Source organism: Roseovarius pacificus (assembly GCF_900142665.1).
Classification (GTDB): Bacteria; Pseudomonadota; Alphaproteobacteria; order Rhodobacterales; family Rhodobacteraceae; genus Roseovarius; species Roseovarius pacificus.
The window spans coordinates 166794-184760 of record NZ_FRBR01000003.1 but is presented as its reverse complement, the minus strand read 5'-3'; the positions used below and the strand labels follow the sequence as shown (position 1 = coordinate 184760).

Sequence of the window (17967 nt, the reverse complement as noted above, 5' to 3'; positions counted from 1 at the left end):
GAGACGCGATGTCGACTCTATCCATCGAAAATATCTCGATGCGTTTCGATCTGCCCAATGGCAGCCATGTGCAGGCGCTCAAGGATGTCACGCTGGAGTTGCAAACCGGGGAATTGATGAGCGTGCTTGGCCCGTCGGGTTGTGGCAAGACCACGCTGCTGAATATCCTGGCGGGCTTTCTGGCCCCGACCGAGGGGCGGATCATGCTGAACGATCATCAGGTCACCGGGCCGGACGCCGAGCGCGGCATGGTCTTTCAGCAGGGCGCGTTGTTCGAATGGATGAGCGTGCGCGACAATGTCAGCTTCGGCCCACGCATGAAGGGGCAGAAGAAATCGGTATACATGCCGACCGTGGATCACCTGCTGGAGGTGGTCGGGTTGCAGGATTTCAAGGAAAAGGCGGTTTACGAACTGTCCGGCGGGATGCAGCAGCGCGTGGCGCTGGCGCGCTGTCTGGCCAATGACCCGGACGTGATCCTGATGGACGAGCCGCTGGGCGCGCTGGATGCGCTGACCCGCGAGAAAATGCAGGGGCTGGTTCTGAAGCTGTGGAAGGAAACCGGCAAGACGATCATCCTGATCACCCATTCGGTGGAAGAGGCGCTGTTGCTGGGTGAGCGCCTGCTGGTGATGGCCCCGCGACCAGGGCGCATTCACAAGGAATACCGCCTGCCCTTTGCCGATGACGGCGTGGGCAAGGATCTGCGCGAGGTCAAGAAAAACCCCGAGTTCGCCGAAAAGCGCGAGGAAATCCTGTCGATGATCTGGGACATGGAAGAAGAGATCATGGGCCGCGCCGAGGAGAGTGCGTGATGACCATTCTGATCATTTACATCGCCGTTTTCGTCGCCGCCTTCCTGATCGTGCGCAAGGGCGTCAATCGGGCAATGGCACGGCGCGATTTCACTTCGCTGAAAACCGTGACCTTCGGGGACGAAAGCGCGGTGCGCCCCGACCGTTGGGCCAGCGTCATTTCGGTTGTCACGATTTTCCTGCTGTGGGGCGCGTTCACCGGCAGCAAATGGGTGCCGGTTCATGCGCCCGGCCCCTTCGTGGGGGATACCGAGTTCACCTATACGCTGGAGGCCCCGGACGGCAGCCGCGACGACGCCACGGTGTATGCCCGCGTCTTCAACGTGGGCGAGGATGCCGCCGAACCCGAGGTCGATCCCGGCGACGGGTTTGCCAAGAACGACGCGATCAAGGTGGGGGCGTGGCGCTCGGCGTTGTTGCTGATGGACAAGAACGACGAGGTGAAGCGCGAGGACGGCGCCAAAGTGGTGGCGATCGACGGTCAGCCGGTTGCGCCCGGCGGGTCGGTGAGCGTGGCCAATGGCACGGTCGCGATCACCTCGAAAGGGTCGCTGAACTTCAGCCCGGCCAAGGGGATGCAGATGGAGCCCATCTGGCTGCCCCCACCCGAGGCCGTGGTCGCCCGCGTGGGCGAAATCGCCAGCGCGGGCTATCAGAACTTCACCCTGTGGGAGCATCTGTACTGGTCGCTGTTCCGGGTGATCGTGGGCTTCTTCTTCGGGGCGCTGGTGGGTATTCCGCTGGGCTATGCGATGGGGCTGAGCGACTGGTTCCGCGGCTGGTTCGATCCGATCGTGGAATTCATGCGCCCGGTGCCGCCGCTGGCGCTGATTCCGCTGGTGATCATCTGGGCGGGGATCGGTGAAAGCGGCAAGATCATCCTGCTGTTCCTTGCGGCATTGTGGATCATGACGATCTCGGCGCGCGCGGGCGTGTCGGGCGTGGCGATTTCCAAGGTGCATGCGGCCTATTCGCTGGGGGCCAGCAAGTGGCAGTTGATGCGCTATGTGATCGTGCCCAACAGCCTGCCCGAGATATTCACCGGCGCACGGGTCGCGATGGGGGTGTGCTGGGGCACGGTGGTGGCCGCCGAACTGGTGGCCGCCGAAAAGGGCGCGGGCATGATGATCATGGTCGCCAGCCGGTTCCAGAACACCGATATCGTGATCATGGGGATCATCCTGATCGGGATCATCGGCTATGGCATCGACATCCTGATGCGCAAGGCCGAGACATGGCTGGTGCCGTGGAAGGGCCGGGTGTAGGGGGGGCTGCCTCCGCCGGGACATTCGGAAACAGGGAAAAGGGCCGGTATCTGCCGGCCCTTTCGCCGTTTCAGGCGCGTTCGTCCTTGGGCGAGCCCATCACCACGTAGGAGGTGATCGCATGCACCTGCGGCAGGGTGCCCAGAACATCGGTGTGGAAGCTTTTATAGGCGGTCAGGTCGGCGGCCTCGACCCGCAGCAGGTATTCCACGGCGCCGGTGATGTTGTGGCATTCCACCACCTCGGGGGCGCGGGACATGGCGCGCTCGAACGCCTCCTGACTGGCCTTGGTGTGCGTGTTCAGCCCGACCGTGACATAGGCGGTGAAGCCGACGCCAAGCGCGGTGCGGTTCAGCACCGCGCGATAGCCCGCGATCACGCCCGTCCGCTCCAGCGCCGCGACCCGGCGCAGGCAGGCCGAGGGCGACAGGCCGACACGCTCGGCCAAGTCCAGATTGCTGATCCGGCCGTCATGCGCAAGTTCGTGCAATATATGATCGTCTATTTTATCCATGGCGGTGAATAATTGCATACAAAATCACCAGGCGCAAAACAACGCAATTCAAATGCGCGCCGCGCCGCATAAGATTGCGGTCATGACACTTGATTTGCTGACCGCCCTTGTTGCCTTTGCCTTTGTCACGGTGATCACACCGGGGCCGAACAACCTGATGCTGATGGCGTCGGGGGCGAATTTCGGGTTTCGCCGGACGGTGCCGCATATGCTGGGGGTCGGTCTTGGCTTTCCGGGGATGGTGCTTCTGGTCGGCATCGGCGTGATGCAGGTGTTCGACCTGTGGCCAGCCAGCTATGCGATCCTGAAAACCCTGAGCGTGGCGTATCTGCTGTATCTGGCGTGGAAGATCGCCCATGCCGCGCCGCCAAGGGAGGCCGCGGCAGAGGGGCGGCCGCTGACATTCCTGCAATCGGCGGCGTTCCAGTGGGTGAACCCCAAGGCCTGGAGCATGGCGCTGTCGGCGATCACGCTTTACGCCGCGAGTCGCGATCTGGCGGCGGTGCTGTGGGTGGTGGGCATCTATGTGGCCGTTTCCGTGATCAGCACGACCGGCTGGACGGTGCTGGGCCAACAGATGCGCCGCCTTCTGAAAAGCCCCGCGCGGCTGCGGATTTTCAACCGGGTGATGGCGGCTCTGCTGGTGGCGACGCTGATTCCCGTGTTATGGCCCGCGCAAAGCTGATCCACGCGGAGCCGCCCTGTCATGGCCCTGACCCTTTTGCACACGGCGCAAACCCATTGCGCCACGTTCGATGCGTTGCGTGACCGGATCGCGCCCGGACTTGAACTGCGCCACATGGTACGGCCCGAGTGGCTGGCCCGGTCGCAGGGGGGTGTCCCTGCGGATGTGGCCGCCGAAATCGCCAGTGCCGCAGGGCAGGCAGAGGGCCCGGTTCTGTGCACCTGCACCACCATCGGGCCGGTGGCCGAGACGGTGGGCGCCTTGCGGGTGGACTGGCCCATGATGCAGGCCGCCGCCCGCTTGGAGGGCCCGATTCTGGTGGCCTATGCGCTGGACAGCACCCGCGACGTGAGCCTTGCCCTGCTGGACCGCGCCCTGGAGCAGGAGGCCCGCCACGCCGAAGTGCGCCCGCTGCCCCTGACGCAGTTCTGGCCGCTGTTCGAGGCGGGCGAACGCATGGCTTTCGACGCCAGCATCGCCGCCGGTATCCGCGAGGCCGTCCGCCGGGTGCCGGGGCTGGGATGCGTGGTGCTGGCGCAGGTGTCGATGGCGGGAGCCGCGCCGCTGCTGGGCGATCTGGCGGTGCCGGTTCTGAGCGCGCCGGACCTTGCGTTGCGGGCGGCGGTGGAAATGTGAATTGCAGATTCTTGATTTAGGTCAAGGAATGTATTCCGAATCTGGCATGTAATTACCCCGAAGATTGCGCATGGCAGAGATCGAAGCGGGTGTATCATGTCCAACCTCGTGAAAACCGCCCTGTTGGGGGCCGCGATCCTGGCCGGGGTGGCCCTGCCGCGGGCGGGTCATGCGCAGGACATGCAGGACTTGTCCGCACCCATCGCCGCGCCTGAGGTGCAAGGGATGGCGATGCGTGCGGATTTTATGAATCTCTGGCGGTCGGTTCCGGGTGAGGAACAGATTGCCGGGATACTTGCAATGGACCGGGACTGACCGGGCAAATTGCGTTTCCTTCCAACTTGCAGCCCCGTGCCGATGGCCGGGGCTGCCTTTTTTGGCGTGTCCGAAAGGGTGGCGATTGCAAATTGCCGCACACGCAGCCATATATCGCTGCGTCAATCTTGGAGTTTGCGATGACCAATTACCTCGACTTCGAAAAGCCTCTGGCCGAGATCGAAGGCAAGGCGGAAGAACTGCGCGCGATGGCGCGGGCAGGCGAGGGTGTGGATGTCGAGGACGAGGCCGGGGCGCTGGATCGCAAGGCCGCCGACATGCTGCGCGATCTCTACAAGACCCTGACCCCCTGGCGGAAATGCCAGGTGGCGCGGCACCCGGACCGGCCGCATTGCCGCGACTATATCCGCGCGCTGTTCACCGAATACACGCCGCTGGCCGGCGACCGGAACTTTGCCGACGATCATGCGGTGATGGGCGGGCTGGCGCGGCTGAACGACCGCCCGGTGGTGGTGATCGGCCATGAAAAGGGCAACGACACCAAATCGCGCATCGAGCGGAATTTCGGCATGGCCCGCCCCGAGGGGTATCGCAAGGCCATTCGCCTGATGGAACTGGCCGACAAGTTCAATCTGCCGGTGGTCACGCTGGTGGACACCGCCGGGGCCTATCCCGGTAAGGGCGCCGAAGAGCGCGGCCAGTCCGAAGCGATTGCGCGCTCGACCGAGAAATGCCTTCAGATCGGTGTGCCGCTGGTCAGCGTGATCATCGGCGAGGGGGGCTCGGGCGGGGCGGTGGCCTTTGCCAGCGCCAACCGCGTGGCGATGCTGGAGCATTCGATCTATTCGGTGATCAGCCCCGAGGGCTGCGCCTCGATCCTGTGGAAGGACGCCGAAAAGATGCGCGAGGCCGCCGAGGCGCTGCGCCTGACCGCGCAGGATCTGATCAAGCTGGGCGTGGCGGATCGGGTGATCGACGAACCGCTTGGCGGCGCGCATCGCGACCCGGAGACGGCGATCAGGGCGGTGGGCACGGCCATCGAAGCAATGCTGAGCGAGCTCGATGCCAAGGACCGCGAGGGCCTGATCCGGGACCGGCGCGAGAAGTTCCTGAAGATGGGGGCAAAGGGGCTGACCGGCTGAGCCTTTATTCGCCGTGATATGGGGGCTCTGCCCCCGTCGCCCGATGGGCCTGTCCGGGGCTCCGCCCGTTCGGGGCGGAAACGATCCCCCGGATCGTTTCCGGCACGCCCCTCACCCCCCGGATATTTCCAGCAAGAAGAAAGGGGCTGACGCACGCAGGATCAGGGCCGAGGGGTGTTCTGCACCTTGCGGATGGCCCAGAGGGTGGTGACCGGGCCGATCAGTTCGAACACGACCGTCGTTGCGATGGTGAGGCCCAGGATCAGGTCCGCCCAGTCGGGAAATTCGCGCGCCGCGATCAGCGCCATGCCCACGGCCACTCCGGCCTGCGGCAGGAGCGCGAGGCCGTAGTAAGGCCGATGCGCCGGCGGTGCGCCTGCCAGGGCCCCTCCGAGCCAGCCGCGCGCCGATGCGCAGGGCGATATATGCCCCGCCGATCATGCCCAGTTGGCCCAGAAGGGTCAGGTCCAGAGAGGCCCCGGCCAGCAGGAAGAACAGGATCATGAAGGGCCACTGGATATGCTCGATCTCGTGAAAGGCGCGTTCGTGATGCGGCGCGGTGTTGGCGATCACCGCCCCCACGGTCATCCCCGCCAGCAGGAAGGACACCTCGGCCCAGATCGACAGGCCGGCGGTGAGGAAGACCAGCCCGAGCGCCTCGGTCAGGAGGGGTTCGCCTTTTTGCAGGCGGCCCGTCAGGAAGGCCGCGGGCAGTCCGATCACCGCCCCGATGAGCACTGCGCCGCCGATCTCCCATCCCGCATCGGCCAGCAGGTGCCAGTCCGCCGCGCCGTTCAGGCCCAGGGCGAAGACCACGGCCAGGGAAAAGGCGATCAGGCCCCAGGCGTCGTCGATGGCCACGATGCCCTTGATCAGGTCGACGAAGGGCCCGCGCTGGCCGCTTTGGCGGATGGCGTCCTGCGTGGCGGCGGGATCGGTGGCGGTGGCGATGGCCCCCAGCACGAGCGCCACCGGCGCGGGTACCCCCAACAGCCACAGCCCGGCCGCGACCAGCCCCATGGTGACCAGAACGATCAGCACCGACACCGACAGGATCGCCCGCCCGTGGCGCACCAGCACCTGCCCGGTCAGGGAACTGCCCAGGATGAAGGCCACCATGGTCAGCGCGACCACCGACAACACATCGTAAAGCGCTTGCAGTTCCGCCGGGATCAGATCGAGCCCGGCCCCGCCGACGGCGATTCCGCAGGCCAGAAGGACGGTCACGCGGGGCAGTTTCGTGCGGTGGCCGATGGCGTCCGCCGCCAGCCCCACGAGGAACAGCGCCCCGAGCGCGATAAGCAGGACGGGAAGGTTCATGGCTCAGGCCACCAGCATCCGCAGGCCCTGCGTGACATCCGAGCGCACGGCCAGCCGCAGGCCCGGCTCGTCCCCGGCCTTGAGCGCGGCGATGATCAGGCGGTGGTAATGCGGCGGGTCCTTGCGGCGCAGGCGCCCGTAGAGGGCGCGCATGGTCGGCCCCAGTTGCAGCCAGACAGTTTCGGCCATGGCCAGCATCGCCGGGGCCTGCGCGCGCAGGTAGAGCGTGCGGTGAAATTCGAGATTGCGGCGGATATAGGCCACGGCATCCTGCCGGGCGATATCTTCGGTGATGCGCGCGTTGATGCTTTGCAGCCGTTCGATCAGGGCGATATGCGCGCGCGGCAGGGCGCGGCTGGCCAGTTCGACCTCGAGCAATGCGCGCAGGGCGGCCAGTTCCTCGATCCGGTCGTTGCTGAGATCGGGGGTGGTGACGCGGCCCGAACTGGATACGGTCAGCGCGCCCTCGGCGGAAAGGCGGCGCACGGCCTCGCGCGCGGGGGTCATCGACACGTCGAACTCGGCGCCGATGCCGCGCAGGGTCAGGGCCTGACCAGGGGGCAGTTCGCCGTGCATGATACGGCTGCGCAACCCGCGATAGACGCGGTCATGGGCCGACGGGGCCGGATCGGGGCGCGGATTGAGCAACATGGGTCATTTGTGATCACACAATGCGCCCGCGTCAATCGGGAATGCGTCTCAGTCCTCGAACCTGTAGCGGTGCAGATCGCTGCCGTGGTCGCGCAGCCAGCGGCGCGGCCCCTCGTAACCGGGGTACAGCCGGGCCACATGCGCCCAGAAGGCGGGCGAGTGATTCATCTCGGCCAGATGCGCGACCTCGTGTGCGGCGACATAATCCAGCACCTCGGGCGCGGCCATGATCAGCCTCCAGGAATACATCAGCCCCCCGTTTGACGAGCACGACCCCCAGCGGGAGCGCGTATCGCGCAGGGTGATCCGCGCATAGGGCCGTCCGAGCGCCTGCGCGTAGCGGTCCGAGGCCGCCGCAAGGCGATCCCGCGCCAGCGTTTTCAGCCATGCCTGAAGGCGTATGGCGACGCCGTCGGCCGCGCCGGGCACCGCCAGCTCATTTTCGGCAAGAACGACACGGCGCCCGGTGGCGGGAATGATTCGCCGCAACCGTCCTTCGACCGGAATTTCCGCCCCCATCGCCACCGCCGTCATTTGCGGCTGCGCCTGCAACTGGGCGCGCAGCCAGTCCTCTTTCGAGCGGGCGAAATCCAGCGCCGCGGCGCTGCGCACCCCCTGTGGGAGGGTCAGTGTCACCCGCCCGTCAAGCCGCGACACACGCAACGAAATCCGCCGTGCGCGCGACGACCGGCGCAGGGTCAGTTCGACGGGGGGATTGCCCGGCAGGATATGTTCGCCCATATGCCCTCCTGATCACGCCGACGCACGGCGTTGCTTAAAGGCTTTGACACCTTGTTCGCGTTATGGCAGGTGGCGCTGATCGTCGACAAGACAGAAAGATGTGAGGGGATTACCCATGCCCAAGGAAGAATGGGGCGTCAAACGCGTTTGCCCGACCACCGGAAAACGGTTCTACGACCTGAACAAGGATCCGATCGTCAGCCCCTACACGGGTGAGATCGTCGAGTTGGAAACCGGCAAGAGCCGGTCGATCACCGCCGATGACGAAGACGCCGAAACCAAGAAGATGAAAGGCGCCGATATCGATTCGGATGCCGAAGTGCTGGACGATGACGACGTCGATGTCGATCTGGGCGATGACGTTCTGGACGATGACGACGACGACAACGTTTCGCTGGACGAGATCGCGGACGTGTCCACCGAAGACAACGAAAACTGATTGCGAAAAGGCGGGATTTTCCACTTGATCCCGCCTGCCGCTTTGCCTAGATAGCGGCGAACACAGGGCCGGATGGCCAATGTGACGGGGCCTTAGCTCAGCTGGGAGAGCGCTTGCATGGCATGCAAGAGGTCAGGGGTTCGATCCCCCTAGGCTCCACCAAATTCCTTGTGAAAAGCACCAGATAGTTCTGCCCTTTTCGTCAGAAGTATTGCCTCTGACCGGGCGGCCTACGCCGAAGCGGCCTTTCGCTACGGCTGGTGCGAGCGTCGGCAGTGCGGGACCTTTCAGACCTTGGCTGCAAGGGTATCAATGTCCGGTTTGGCGAACCGTTCAACAAACGCTCCTTTTTGGCGCATGTCCAAACCACCCCGATTGATGCTGTCCAAAACCCTGTTCAAAACCCAAGTAGTTGTTGAGGGTTTCTGACGCACCATGACAGCAGACATTAGCGGCATCGCAGAATTTCGGTAATTTGGCCTCCTTCCAGCCCTTCGTCGCGCTCTGCCTGAAGGGCTGCTTCGAGCGCGGGCGACCGTGATGCGACACATGAGAGGCAAACTTTTCTGACGAAAGAGGCAATCCCGGCTCCGCGCCGAGATTTTGCCGCTCTGTTTTCAAACGAGATTTCTGCGCCCCAGAGGCAGAACCATGTGACCCCTGCCACCTTGAAATCATTGGCCAACTTCCCTGGCCGGGTGCTGTATCCCTGTAGTGCTTCTGGAGCTGTGTGACAGATGCGGCCTTTGGTAAGGGAGAGTGCGCCGTGTCGGACCATGGGTCGCCTTTAGGGGCTGTCTGCCGTCAGGTCGCGGAGGGATACCTTTACCGTCCACGTCCGTCATATGAACCTGCTTCAAGACTGCCGGATATGTTTCGGGTTACAACGGAGAAGCCTTAGCCAAGGTGACCTTCGGGATATGGCTATTCCGCCGGGCGTGGACGATTTCAGGACAACCAATTGCGCTGTGTGCCGGAGTGACTCCCCGGCATTGCGCAGCGATAGCGGAGATCGGTTGTAAATCATCGCCGTCACGCGGGTGATTTGAGGGCCGGTTTCTGAACTGTCCGGGCGGTTCGTGCTTCTTCATGCTGGCGGGGTTGGGGGTGGCTCAGCCTGTTTCAGTCCGGGTTGTTCCGACGATGCTTGGATATTGCATTGCCTGGTCGTTCTGGATACACATAATGTGTGTATACAATTACACGCAGATGCATGCGTTTGCCGGTAGCAGCCAGACAAAGGTGTTTCGGCCTGGCGCGAATAGTGTCCAATGGGAGAAAAAAATGAAGGCTTTATGTAAAAAATCATTGGCGGTCATGGCGACGCTGGTCACCGCTGCATGGGTGTCCGCGCCTCCCGCTGCCATCGCGCAGGAAGTCACGCTGCGCTTACATCAGTTCCTGTCAGCGCAATCGAATGTGCCCCGGTATGCCATCGACCCCTGGATCGAAAAAATAGAACAACAATCCGACGGTCGTATCCGCATCGAGCACTTCGCTTCCATGTCGCTTGGGGGCACGGTGCCGCAGCTGATGGATCAGGTGAAGGACGGGACGGTGGATATCGTCTGGGGGGTTCCCGGAAGCACCCCTGGCCGTTTCCCGACAACTGAACTGTTTGAGCTGCCGTTCATGATGACGGACGCCGAATCTACATCCCGTGCGTTCTGGGATGTGTTCGAAGACCATATGCGTGACACCGAGTTCAAGGACTGGCACGTTCTGGCGACCTGGGTTCACGGGCCCGGAATTATCCATTCCAGCAAACCTGTAAAGACGATGGACGACCTTCGGGGCGTATCGGTCAGGGCTCCGACGCGCATCGTGAACGCCTTGCTTAACGAACTCGGCGCCACTCCCGTCGGCCTGCCCATTCCCGAGGTGCCCCAGGCGCTGTCGCTCGGGGTCATCGGCGGGACGGTGCTGCCTTGGGAATCCTCGGCAAGCCTGCGCGTTCCGGAACTTGTTCGCAATCATACGGAATTCGGCGGAGGCAAGGCGCTTTATACGACGTCGATGGTTCTGGCGATGAACAAGGACCGCTATGAAAGCCTGCCCGACGATCTCAAGAAGATCATCGACGAGAATTCGGGTCAGGATCTTTCGGCCGAGTTCGGGCGGGTGCAGCAGCATTACGATGCGCCGGGTCGGGAAATGGCGGTAAATGCAGGCAACAACATCATTACGCTGAGTGCCGAAGAGGCAGATCAGTGGGTTGCGGCTGCGGAGCCGGTCGTTGACAACTGGATCAAAGAAATGGACGCGCTCGGACTCGATGGTCGGGGTCTGGTGGATCAGGCGCATGAGCTTATCGAGCGCTATACCCAGGACTGACGGAACGACAGGAAGCACATGGACAAAGTGGGGCGCTTGCATTCGCGACCCGCTTTGTCGGCCAGGTTGCCGTGGCGTTGTGCGCGCTTGCCGGGCCTGTGCCTGTTCACCGTTCGGTCGTGAAAACCGGGAGTAAACAGATGAACGTTAGCCGTGTGGTAACAGGGGTCGTGCGGTCTCTGGCGGTATTGGGTGGCGTGGTTTTGAGCGTTGTGACGCTGATCATCGTTATCAGCATTTCCGGCCGGGCTCTTGTCTGGGCCGGGTTGGGCCCGATTCCCGGCGATTTCGAACTGCTCCAGGCCGGGGTGGGCTTTGCCATCTTTGCCTTTTTGCCCTGGTGTCAGATCAATCGCGCCCATGCGAAGGTCGATATCATTTCGACGCTCTTTCCCGATTACGTAAACCGGGTCATCGACCTGATCTCGGAGCTTCTGATCACCCTGGTGATGATACTGATCGCCTGGCAGCTGTGGTTCGGCCTACAGGACAAGATCAGCTATCACGAAACGACATTCGTGCTGCAATTCCCCTTGGCATGGCCTTATGCGGCCTGTTTCGCGACGGCGGTCGTCGCGGTCGTCGTCTCGATCTACATGGTCGGGGTTCGTTTGAAGGAACTCAGATACCGGATCAAACGATGAATCCGGAACAAGGGCTTATACAATGAGCAATATCGAACTGGCCATCTGGTCATTTCCAATCCTCATCACGATGATATTTTTGCGAATCCCGATAGGATTGGCGATGATGATTTGCGGGTTCGTCGGTTCGTATTTCATCATGGGCTCCACAGGCCCAATTCTCGCCCGGCTGAAGCACGAGACGTATTCGACCTTTTCCAACTATTCCTTTTCAATCATTCCGCTTTTTCTGCTGATGGGGCAGTTCGCGATACTGGGGGGGATGTCGCAGGCCCTTTTCAAGACGGCTGAATCGTGGCTGGGGCACCGCAAGGGGGGCATAGCCATTTCGGCGGTTGGCGCCAGTGCGGGGTTTGGCGCCATCTGCGGATCGTCGCTGGCGACCGCCGCGACCATGGGGCAGGTCGCTTTGCCGGAACTGCGCCGCTACGGCTATTCGGGATCGCTTGCTACGGGGGTTCTGGCGGCCGGAGGAACGCTTGGCGTTTTGATCCCTCCCTCGGTCGTCCTTGTCATCTACGCCATTTTGACGGAACAGAACATCGCCAAGCAGTTTGTTGCAGCGATCGTGCCGGGGGTTCTGGCGGCGCTGGGCTATATGATTGCGGTCGCAATCTATGTGAGGGTCAGACCTGACTCAATTGGCCAGGATGGCATCCGACGGGAGCGCAAACCCTATGCCGAACGCTTGCGGATGCTGGTGTCCGTGTGGCCGGTTTTCGTCATTTTCATCGCAGTGGTCGGCGGTATTTACGGTGGTATCTTTACGCCGACCGAGGCGGCAGCCGTCGGCGTTGTCGGCACCGGGGTGCTCGCGCTTCTGAATGGTGGTCTTACCGGACGCAGCTTTGTCGAGGCTATCCTGGAAACGGCGGCGGCCACGGCGATGATCTTCTTCATCATTCTTGGCGCCTCTATGTTCAACAGCTTCCTGGCGCTTTCGCAGATGCCGCAGCAGGCCGCGATGTTCGTTTCGCAGCAGGACGTGAGCCCCTGGATCGTTCTTGCCCTGATCCTTCTGACTTATATCGTCTTCGGTTGCGTCATGGATTCTCTGTCCATGATTCTGCTGACGGTTCCGATCTTTTTCCCGATTGTCTCGGTCCTCGATTTCGGGCTGACGCCAGAAGAAACGGCCATATGGTTCGGAGTGCTCGTACTGGTGGTGGTGGAGTTGGGGCTGATCACGCCGCCTGTCGGCATGAATCTGTTTGTCATAAACGCAATGGCCAAAGACACGCCGATTACCCAAACGTATCGTGGCGTGATGCCGTTCATCGCGGGTGACCTGATCCGTGTGGTCATATTGGCGATGTTTCCGAGCATCACGCTGTGGCTGATGCGGTATTTGTTCTAGGTCGCCAGTTTCACCGCGTTCTCCGGTCAAACCTCTCTCGTGGTTTCGCTTGAAGGCTCGGGAGCGATGGCGGCGGGTTTCACGAAACGCAACAAGGACAGGGTAAGCCATGAGTTTTAAAAGAACAGAGGCGGATATTGATCCGGGGGCTTTCTGGAGAACGCTCGGTGAGCGCCCGATCGGAGCGACGGTCATAACCACAGCCGGAGAGAACGGCCCCGAAGGGTTTCTCGGGCTCTCCTTTGCCCATGTGTCGGCTGCGCCACCGACTGTACTGGTGTCCGTTGGCAAATCGACTTCGGCGCTTGATGCGATCCGCCGCACTGGCAGCTTTGCTGCGAACATCATGCCCGATGATGCCGAGGGTGTTGTGCGTGGCTTTGGAGGAGAGAGGCCGGTGGAAGAGAGATTCGCCGGTGTTTCTCATTCCGGGTTCGTCACCGGAGCACCGGTGTTGGATACCGCGCAAGCGGTCTTCGATTGCCGTGTTCTCAGGGAAATCGAAGAAGGCGACACGGTCATCTTTCTGGCGCGAGTTGCAGGTGTGAACATCGGTGCGTCGGGGCGTGCACTTGTCGCTTACAGAGGGGGATATTGCGGGCTTTAGCCCTGTCGTTACCCTTGTAGTGAGTCCCGTTTGAACCGGCCCGCCATGTTGAGGATGTGGAAGGCCAGGAATGCCCGCCGGCCCAAGGCCGAAGCGGGCGGAAATCGTCTGGAAGATTGGGCAGGCTGGCGTTCTGATGGGGCACGGCGTGCCTTGCCGAAACGATGTGATCTACGCCTTGATGAACTGCTTGTCTTGCCCGGAGCGCATCGCTTTATCGGCTGATATGCTCTCAGCCAGTGCGGGAAATCGACGGTTCGGAGGGGTGCGCTCCGGTGATGTGCCAGCGCTTGAACCGGATCGTCGGATAGGGTCAACCACCTGCGTTATGCTATCGCTATGAGTGTGAGTGGATACGTTCTGTTCAAAGTTCTGAGAATTTTCTGAAGCTATTGAAAGCCATGTAATTCAAATGGTTGCTGGCCATTCGGCGCGGCGGCGCGTTGCGGGTTCACGTCGTTTGATCGGAAGTAATGCGCGCGGGACGCTCCCTGTTTCCGCGAGAGTTCATTCGGGTTTGGCCTGTTCATTTTCATAGCACATGGTGAGGGTTGTGCCCCTGCTCAGCGCCACTTCTCCAAAATGATAATTGACAGAAGCAACTTTTTGTATTGTTGTGTATACAAACGCATTCAGTTGTCGGCGAAAACCCGTTGAAGCCAGACAACAAAGCCTCAGCGGTATGAGGCAGATGGAAGTAACCAGTGACCGAACTGGGGCGTGACGGAAAGTTGCGCTGAATACCAAGACCCGTTCCGGGTCGATTTTGGTTGAGAAGGATTCTTAGGGATGGCGCGCGAAAACCATATGCATTTGGGTCTCTACCTGAGCTGGGGAGGGGAGCATATTGGCGGCTGGCGCTTGCCTGAAGCGGAGCACGGGGCGGAAAAGCTCGACGTGGTCGTTCGCGGAGTTCAGGCGGCGGAGCGAGGCAAGTTCGATTTCGTGTTTTCGGCCGATGGCCTGGCAACGACGCTGGATTTCCATCCGAGCAGCCTGGTGCATTTCGAACCCCTGACGCTGCTGTCCGCCCTGTCCGTTCTGACTTCTCGGATTGGCTTGGCGTCCACCGTCTCCACCACATATTCCGAGCCTTACAACGTGGCCCGTCTGCTGGCTTCGCTGGACCATCTGAGCAACGGTCGCGCCGGTTGGAATGTCGTGACCGGCTCACAGCCGGAAGCGGCATGGAATTTCGGCAAAGACGCACACCCGGATCAGGCGGAACGCTATGCTATTGCCGGGGAGTATCTCGAGGCCATCAAGGGGCTTTGGGATAGCTGGGAAGACGGAGCGATCGTAGAGAACAAAGAGACCGGGCAATATATCGACGCCGACAAGCTTCATATCCTCGATCACGTTGGCGAGCATTTCAGGATCAAGGGGCCCCTGAACATCACCCGGCCGCCGCAAGGATATCCGGTCATCATGCAGGCGGGCGGCTCGGAGGCGGGGCTGGACTTTGCCGCACGAACCGCCGAGGTCGTCTTTGTCAATCAGCCGGGCATTGATGACGCAATTGAATTTCGCAAGGATTTGCAGGATCGCTGTGAACGCGCGGGCCGACCGCGCAATGCGATAAAGGTCCTGCCTGGGCTCAACGTTTACTGGGCCGAAACCGAGGATGCAGGAAAGGCGAAACTGGCGGAACTCGCGTCCTTCACGGATCGCGCGGCGGCCATGAAAGTGCTGTCCGAACGGCTTGGGCAGGATCTGTCCGTCTATCCGCTGGATGGCCCGGTGCCGGATTTGCCTCCTTCGAAGATAATGCAGGGGCATGCAAATGCGTTGAAGGCCATCGCAAAGCGCGAGCAATTAACTCTGGGTGAGCTGCTCGATTACGCAGCGGCGGGGAGCGGCCACCGCGTGCTTTATGGCCCCGCGGAGAAGATAGCCGACGACATGGAGGAATGGTTCCGGCGCGGCGCGGCGGACGGCTTCATGCTCAAGTTCGGTTATGTGCCGCAGCCCATCGAGGAGTTCGTCGAACACGTCGTGCCGGTTCTCCAGAAGAGAGGCCTTTTCCGCGAAGACTATCAGGGAACCACGCTGAGGGAGCACCTTGGGCTTTCTCGACCGCCGCATCCGGCGGCTGCAACGCGTGAGGCGGCTGTCGGAGAGTAGTCGTTTTAAAAAAGAGCATCAACGAAGGGAGATAATATGAAACACCTGATGAAGAAATACATGCGGACCGGCGTCATGGCGATTGCGGCCACCGTAACGATGATTGGGCTGTCTCCAGCGGTTTCCGCTCAGGATGTTGTCGAAGAAGCGCGTGCCGCACTTTCGCAGGAGATTCTGGACCGGGGTACCATTTCGGTTGCGACCAACTTCAACTGGCCGCCTTTTGACTACATGTCCGAAGAGGGCGAGCCCACAGGTATCGAGGTGGACCTGATCCGCGTGATCGGAGCCAAGCTGGGCCTTGAGGTCGAGTTCAACGACATGAAGTTTCCGTCGATCATGCCGGGCGTATCGTCTTCGCGCTTCGATGTGGGCATGAACCAGTTCAACATTACGCCGGAACGTCTTAAGACACTGGATTTCCTCCCATATTTCGAAAGTGGATATGGATTGCTCGTGCCGGAAGGCAACGCTTCGATCGACGTCAACAACCTGTGTGGCAAAACGTTGGTCATCACTCAGGGCAGCTACTACATCTCCTATATCGAGGAGATGTCCAAAGCGTGCACCGATGCGGGCAACCCCGAAGTGGGCATGAAAGTGTTCCAGAGCGCAGCCGAGACCATGCTGGCCCTGTCGAACAGTCGTGGCGATGGTTTTATCACCGCGAGTGCAGTGGGCACCTATGTTGCGCAGCAGAATCCGGGCCTCGAACTTTCCTCCGGTCGCATCGAAGGCCGCCAGGATCTCGTGGGCTTCATGATCCGAAAGGGCAGCGATCTGGACAAGGCGATGCTGATCGCGCTTGAGAGCGCGGTGGACGACGGCAGCTATCTTGAAGTTCTTGAGAAATATGGCGTTTCCGAAGGGGCGATCGGGCTCGAAACCATGCGGAGCCTGGCCGACAACAGTTAACGCCATTCTCCGCAGGCTTTGAGCGGAGCGGCGCTCGCCCAGACCGCGCCGAACTGCTCAAAGCATAACTTTCAGCCGATCACGTCGGCTCTGAACTCCGGGACCTTACCGATGAAAAACGGAAAGAAAATGCACATTGGCACGCTCATGACATGGGCGGGAACGCATGTCGGGGGGTGGCGGATGCCGGACGCCGAACACGGGGGGGAAGACCTCGATGTGGTTGTGCGTTGTGCGCAGATCGCCGAGCGTGGAAAGCTGGACTTCGTTTTCTTTGCCGACGGTCTGGCCACCTCGCTGGACTTTCACCCCAGCAGCATGTTGCATCTGGAACCACTGACCTTGCTCGGCGCTTTGGCTGTCAGCACATCCCATATTGGCCTTGCCGCTACGGTGTCGACGACCTATTCGGAGCCTTACAACGTGGCCCGCATGCTGGCCTCGATTGACCACATGAGCAAAGGCCGCGCGGGCTGGAATGTGGTGACCGGTTCCCAGCCTGAGGCCGCCGCGAATTTCAGCAAGGAAAAGCACCCGCCCCATGCCGAGCGCTATGCCGTTGCGGAGGAATACCTGAGTGTTGCGAAGGGCCTGTGGGATACATGGGAGGAAGGCGCTGTTGTAGCCGACAAGGCGACCGGCCAGTATATCGAGCCTTCGAAGATGCATGTGCTCGACCATACAGGTGCGTATTTCAAGGTCCGCGGCCCGCTCAACATCACGCGCCCGCCACAGGGTTACCCGGTGATACTCCAGGCCGGCGCCTCGGAGGCCGGGCTGAACTTTGCGGCGCGCACCGCCGAGGTGGTCTTTGCAAGTCAACAGGACATCGATGAGGCCATAGCCTTTGCCGAAGATCTGCGCGACCGCTGCGAGAAGGCCGGGCGGCCACGTGACGCGATCAAGATACTGCCGGGTCTCGCTGTCGTGCTGGGCGAAACCCAGGAAGACGCCCGCAACAAACTGAATGAGATGTCCACCCTGGTCGATCCGGTTGCGGCGATGAAAGTCCTTTCGGACAGGCTTGGCGAAGATATGTCGCGCTATTCGCTCGACGAGCCGGTGGCGGAGCTGCCGGAATCGACCTTGATGCAGGGTCATGCGCGGGTTCTCACCTCGATGGCCAGGCGCAAGAACCTTACGCTGAGGGAATTGCGCGACCTGGCCTGTGTCGCCACTGGCCACCGCGTGGCGTTTGGCACCCCCGAAGAAATCGCCGATGACATGGAAGAATGGTTCCGGCGTGGCGCGGCGGACGGTTTCATGATCAAGACGGCCTATTTGCCCGCGCCGCTCGACGAATTCGTCGATCAGGTCATTCCGATCCTCCAGAAACGCGGGCTCTTCCGTGAGGAATACGAGGGAACCACCCTGCGCGATCATCTCGGGCTGCCGCGTCCGGCGCATCCGGGGGCGCGCAGCGAGGCGGCAATTACGACAGATGCGCCCGCCGACTGAACCCGGCTGGCCACCGAATAAACCAATAACAAAAAAACAAACAA

General features: G+C 61.5%; 18 protein-coding genes and 1 tRNA gene. 15 read left to right on the top strand and 4 right to left on the bottom strand.

Translation table 11 applies throughout. The features are described 5' to 3' along the window. Positions 1–8 precede the first annotated feature (8 nt). Entirely contained in the window at positions 9–815 is an 807-nt protein-coding gene (locus BUB53_RS08300; RefSeq protein ID WP_073034242.1) for a taurine ABC transporter ATP-binding protein, read from the top strand. Next, positions 815–2080: an ABC transporter permease gene (locus BUB53_RS08295; RefSeq protein ID WP_073034241.1), complete on the top strand. Its 1266-nt coding sequence runs from the start codon at positions 815–817 to the stop codon at positions 2078–2080. Before BUB53_RS08300 ends, BUB53_RS08295 begins: the two co-directional genes overlap by 1 nt. Before the next feature lie 70 nt (positions 2081–2150). On the opposite strand, the gene BUB53_RS08290 is transcribed toward BUB53_RS08295, so the two are convergent. Then, positions 2151–2612 (bottom strand): Lrp/AsnC family transcriptional regulator, encoded by a 462-nt coding sequence (locus BUB53_RS08290; protein ID WP_073034240.1) that lies wholly within the window; start codon positions 2610–2612, stop codon positions 2151–2153. A 64-nt stretch (positions 2613–2676) separates the two neighbouring features. Here BUB53_RS08290 and BUB53_RS08285 point away from each other — a divergent pair, with 64 nt between their 5' ends. The 4 genes from BUB53_RS08285 to BUB53_RS08270 all read left to right on the top strand — a co-directional run bounded on the left by BUB53_RS08285 (position 2677) and on the right by BUB53_RS08270 (position 5333). Next, positions 2677–3279, top strand: a complete 603-nt coding sequence (locus BUB53_RS08285) for a LysE family translocator (protein WP_073034354.1) — start codon at positions 2677–2679, stop codon at positions 3277–3279. Between the two features lie 21 nt (positions 3280–3300). After that, positions 3301–3915: a hypothetical protein gene (locus BUB53_RS08280; protein ID WP_073034239.1), complete on the top strand. Its 615-nt coding sequence runs from the start codon at positions 3301–3303 to the stop codon at positions 3913–3915. 96 nt (positions 3916–4011) lie between these two features. After that, a complete protein-coding gene (locus BUB53_RS08275; RefSeq protein ID WP_073034238.1) occupies positions 4012–4230 on the top strand; it encodes a hypothetical protein in 219 nt (72 codons plus the stop codon). A gap of 140 nt (positions 4231–4370) precedes the next feature. Continuing rightward, a complete protein-coding gene (locus tag BUB53_RS08270; RefSeq protein ID WP_073034353.1) occupies positions 4371–5333 on the top strand; it encodes an acetyl-CoA carboxylase carboxyltransferase subunit alpha in 963 nt (320 codons plus the stop codon). 111 nt (positions 5334–5444) lie between these two features. Here the strand turns inward: BUB53_RS08270 and BUB53_RS08265 are convergent, their stop codons facing one another. Genes BUB53_RS08265 through BUB53_RS08255 form a run of 3 tightly spaced genes read right to left on the bottom strand, consistent with a single transcriptional unit; the run spans position 5445 to position 8045 of the window. Then, positions 5445–6653: a cation:proton antiporter gene (locus BUB53_RS08265; RefSeq protein ID WP_229709511.1), complete on the bottom strand. Its 1209-nt coding sequence runs from the start codon at positions 6651–6653 to the stop codon at positions 5445–5447. Positions 6654–6656: 3 nt separating this feature from the next. Continuing rightward, the gene (locus BUB53_RS08260) at positions 6657–7304 is read right to left on the bottom strand and encodes a GntR family transcriptional regulator (RefSeq protein WP_073034237.1); all 648 of its coding nucleotides are present in this window, start codon (positions 7302–7304) and stop codon (positions 6657–6659) included. A 48-nt stretch (positions 7305–7352) separates the two neighbouring features. Further along, entirely contained in the window at positions 7353–8045 is a 693-nt protein-coding gene (locus BUB53_RS08255) for a M48 family metallopeptidase (RefSeq protein ID WP_073034236.1), read from the bottom strand. Positions 8046–8160: 115 nt separating this feature from the next. Between BUB53_RS08255 and BUB53_RS08250 the strand changes: the two genes are divergently transcribed. The 9 genes from BUB53_RS08250 to BUB53_RS08210 all read left to right on the top strand — a co-directional run bounded on the left by BUB53_RS08250 (position 8161) and on the right by BUB53_RS08210 (position 17923). Then, complete coding sequence (locus tag BUB53_RS08250; protein WP_073034235.1) at positions 8161–8484, top strand: TIGR02300 family protein; 324 nt, start codon at positions 8161–8163, stop codon at positions 8482–8484. 86 nt (positions 8485–8570) lie between these two features. Then, positions 8571–8646: transfer RNA gene (locus tag BUB53_RS08245), tRNA-Ala, on the top strand. Positions 8647–9801: 1155 nt separating this feature from the next. Further along, entirely contained in the window at positions 9802–10818 is a 1017-nt protein-coding gene (locus BUB53_RS08240; RefSeq protein WP_073034234.1) for a TRAP transporter substrate-binding protein, read from the top strand. A gap of 140 nt (positions 10819–10958) precedes the next feature. Continuing rightward, complete coding sequence (locus BUB53_RS08235) at positions 10959–11462, top strand: TRAP transporter small permease (RefSeq protein ID WP_073034233.1); 504 nt, start codon at positions 10959–10961, stop codon at positions 11460–11462. Positions 11463–11484: 22 nt separating this feature from the next. Further along, positions 11485–12819, top strand: coding sequence for a TRAP transporter large permease (locus BUB53_RS08230; protein ID WP_073034232.1), 1335 nt, complete (start codon positions 11485–11487; stop codon positions 12817–12819). A 109-nt stretch (positions 12820–12928) separates the two neighbouring features. Next, positions 12929–13426 carry a flavin reductase family protein gene (locus BUB53_RS08225; RefSeq protein ID WP_073034231.1) on the top strand — a complete coding sequence of 166 codons (498 nt, stop codon included), beginning with the start codon at positions 12929–12931 and terminating at the stop codon, positions 13424–13426. Between the two features lie 789 nt (positions 13427–14215). Beyond that, positions 14216–15550: an LLM class flavin-dependent oxidoreductase gene (locus tag BUB53_RS08220; RefSeq protein ID WP_073034230.1), complete on the top strand. Its 1335-nt coding sequence runs from the start codon at positions 14216–14218 to the stop codon at positions 15548–15550. Positions 15551–15625: 75 nt separating this feature from the next. Beyond that, a complete protein-coding gene (locus BUB53_RS08215; protein ID WP_159437784.1) occupies positions 15626–16465 on the top strand; it encodes an ABC transporter substrate-binding protein in 840 nt (279 codons plus the stop codon). A gap of 129 nt (positions 16466–16594) precedes the next feature. Then, on the top strand, positions 16595–17923 hold the full coding sequence (locus BUB53_RS08210) for an LLM class flavin-dependent oxidoreductase (protein ID WP_229709509.1): 1329 nt from the start codon (positions 16595–16597) through the stop codon (positions 17921–17923). Positions 17924–17967 lie beyond the last annotated feature (44 nt).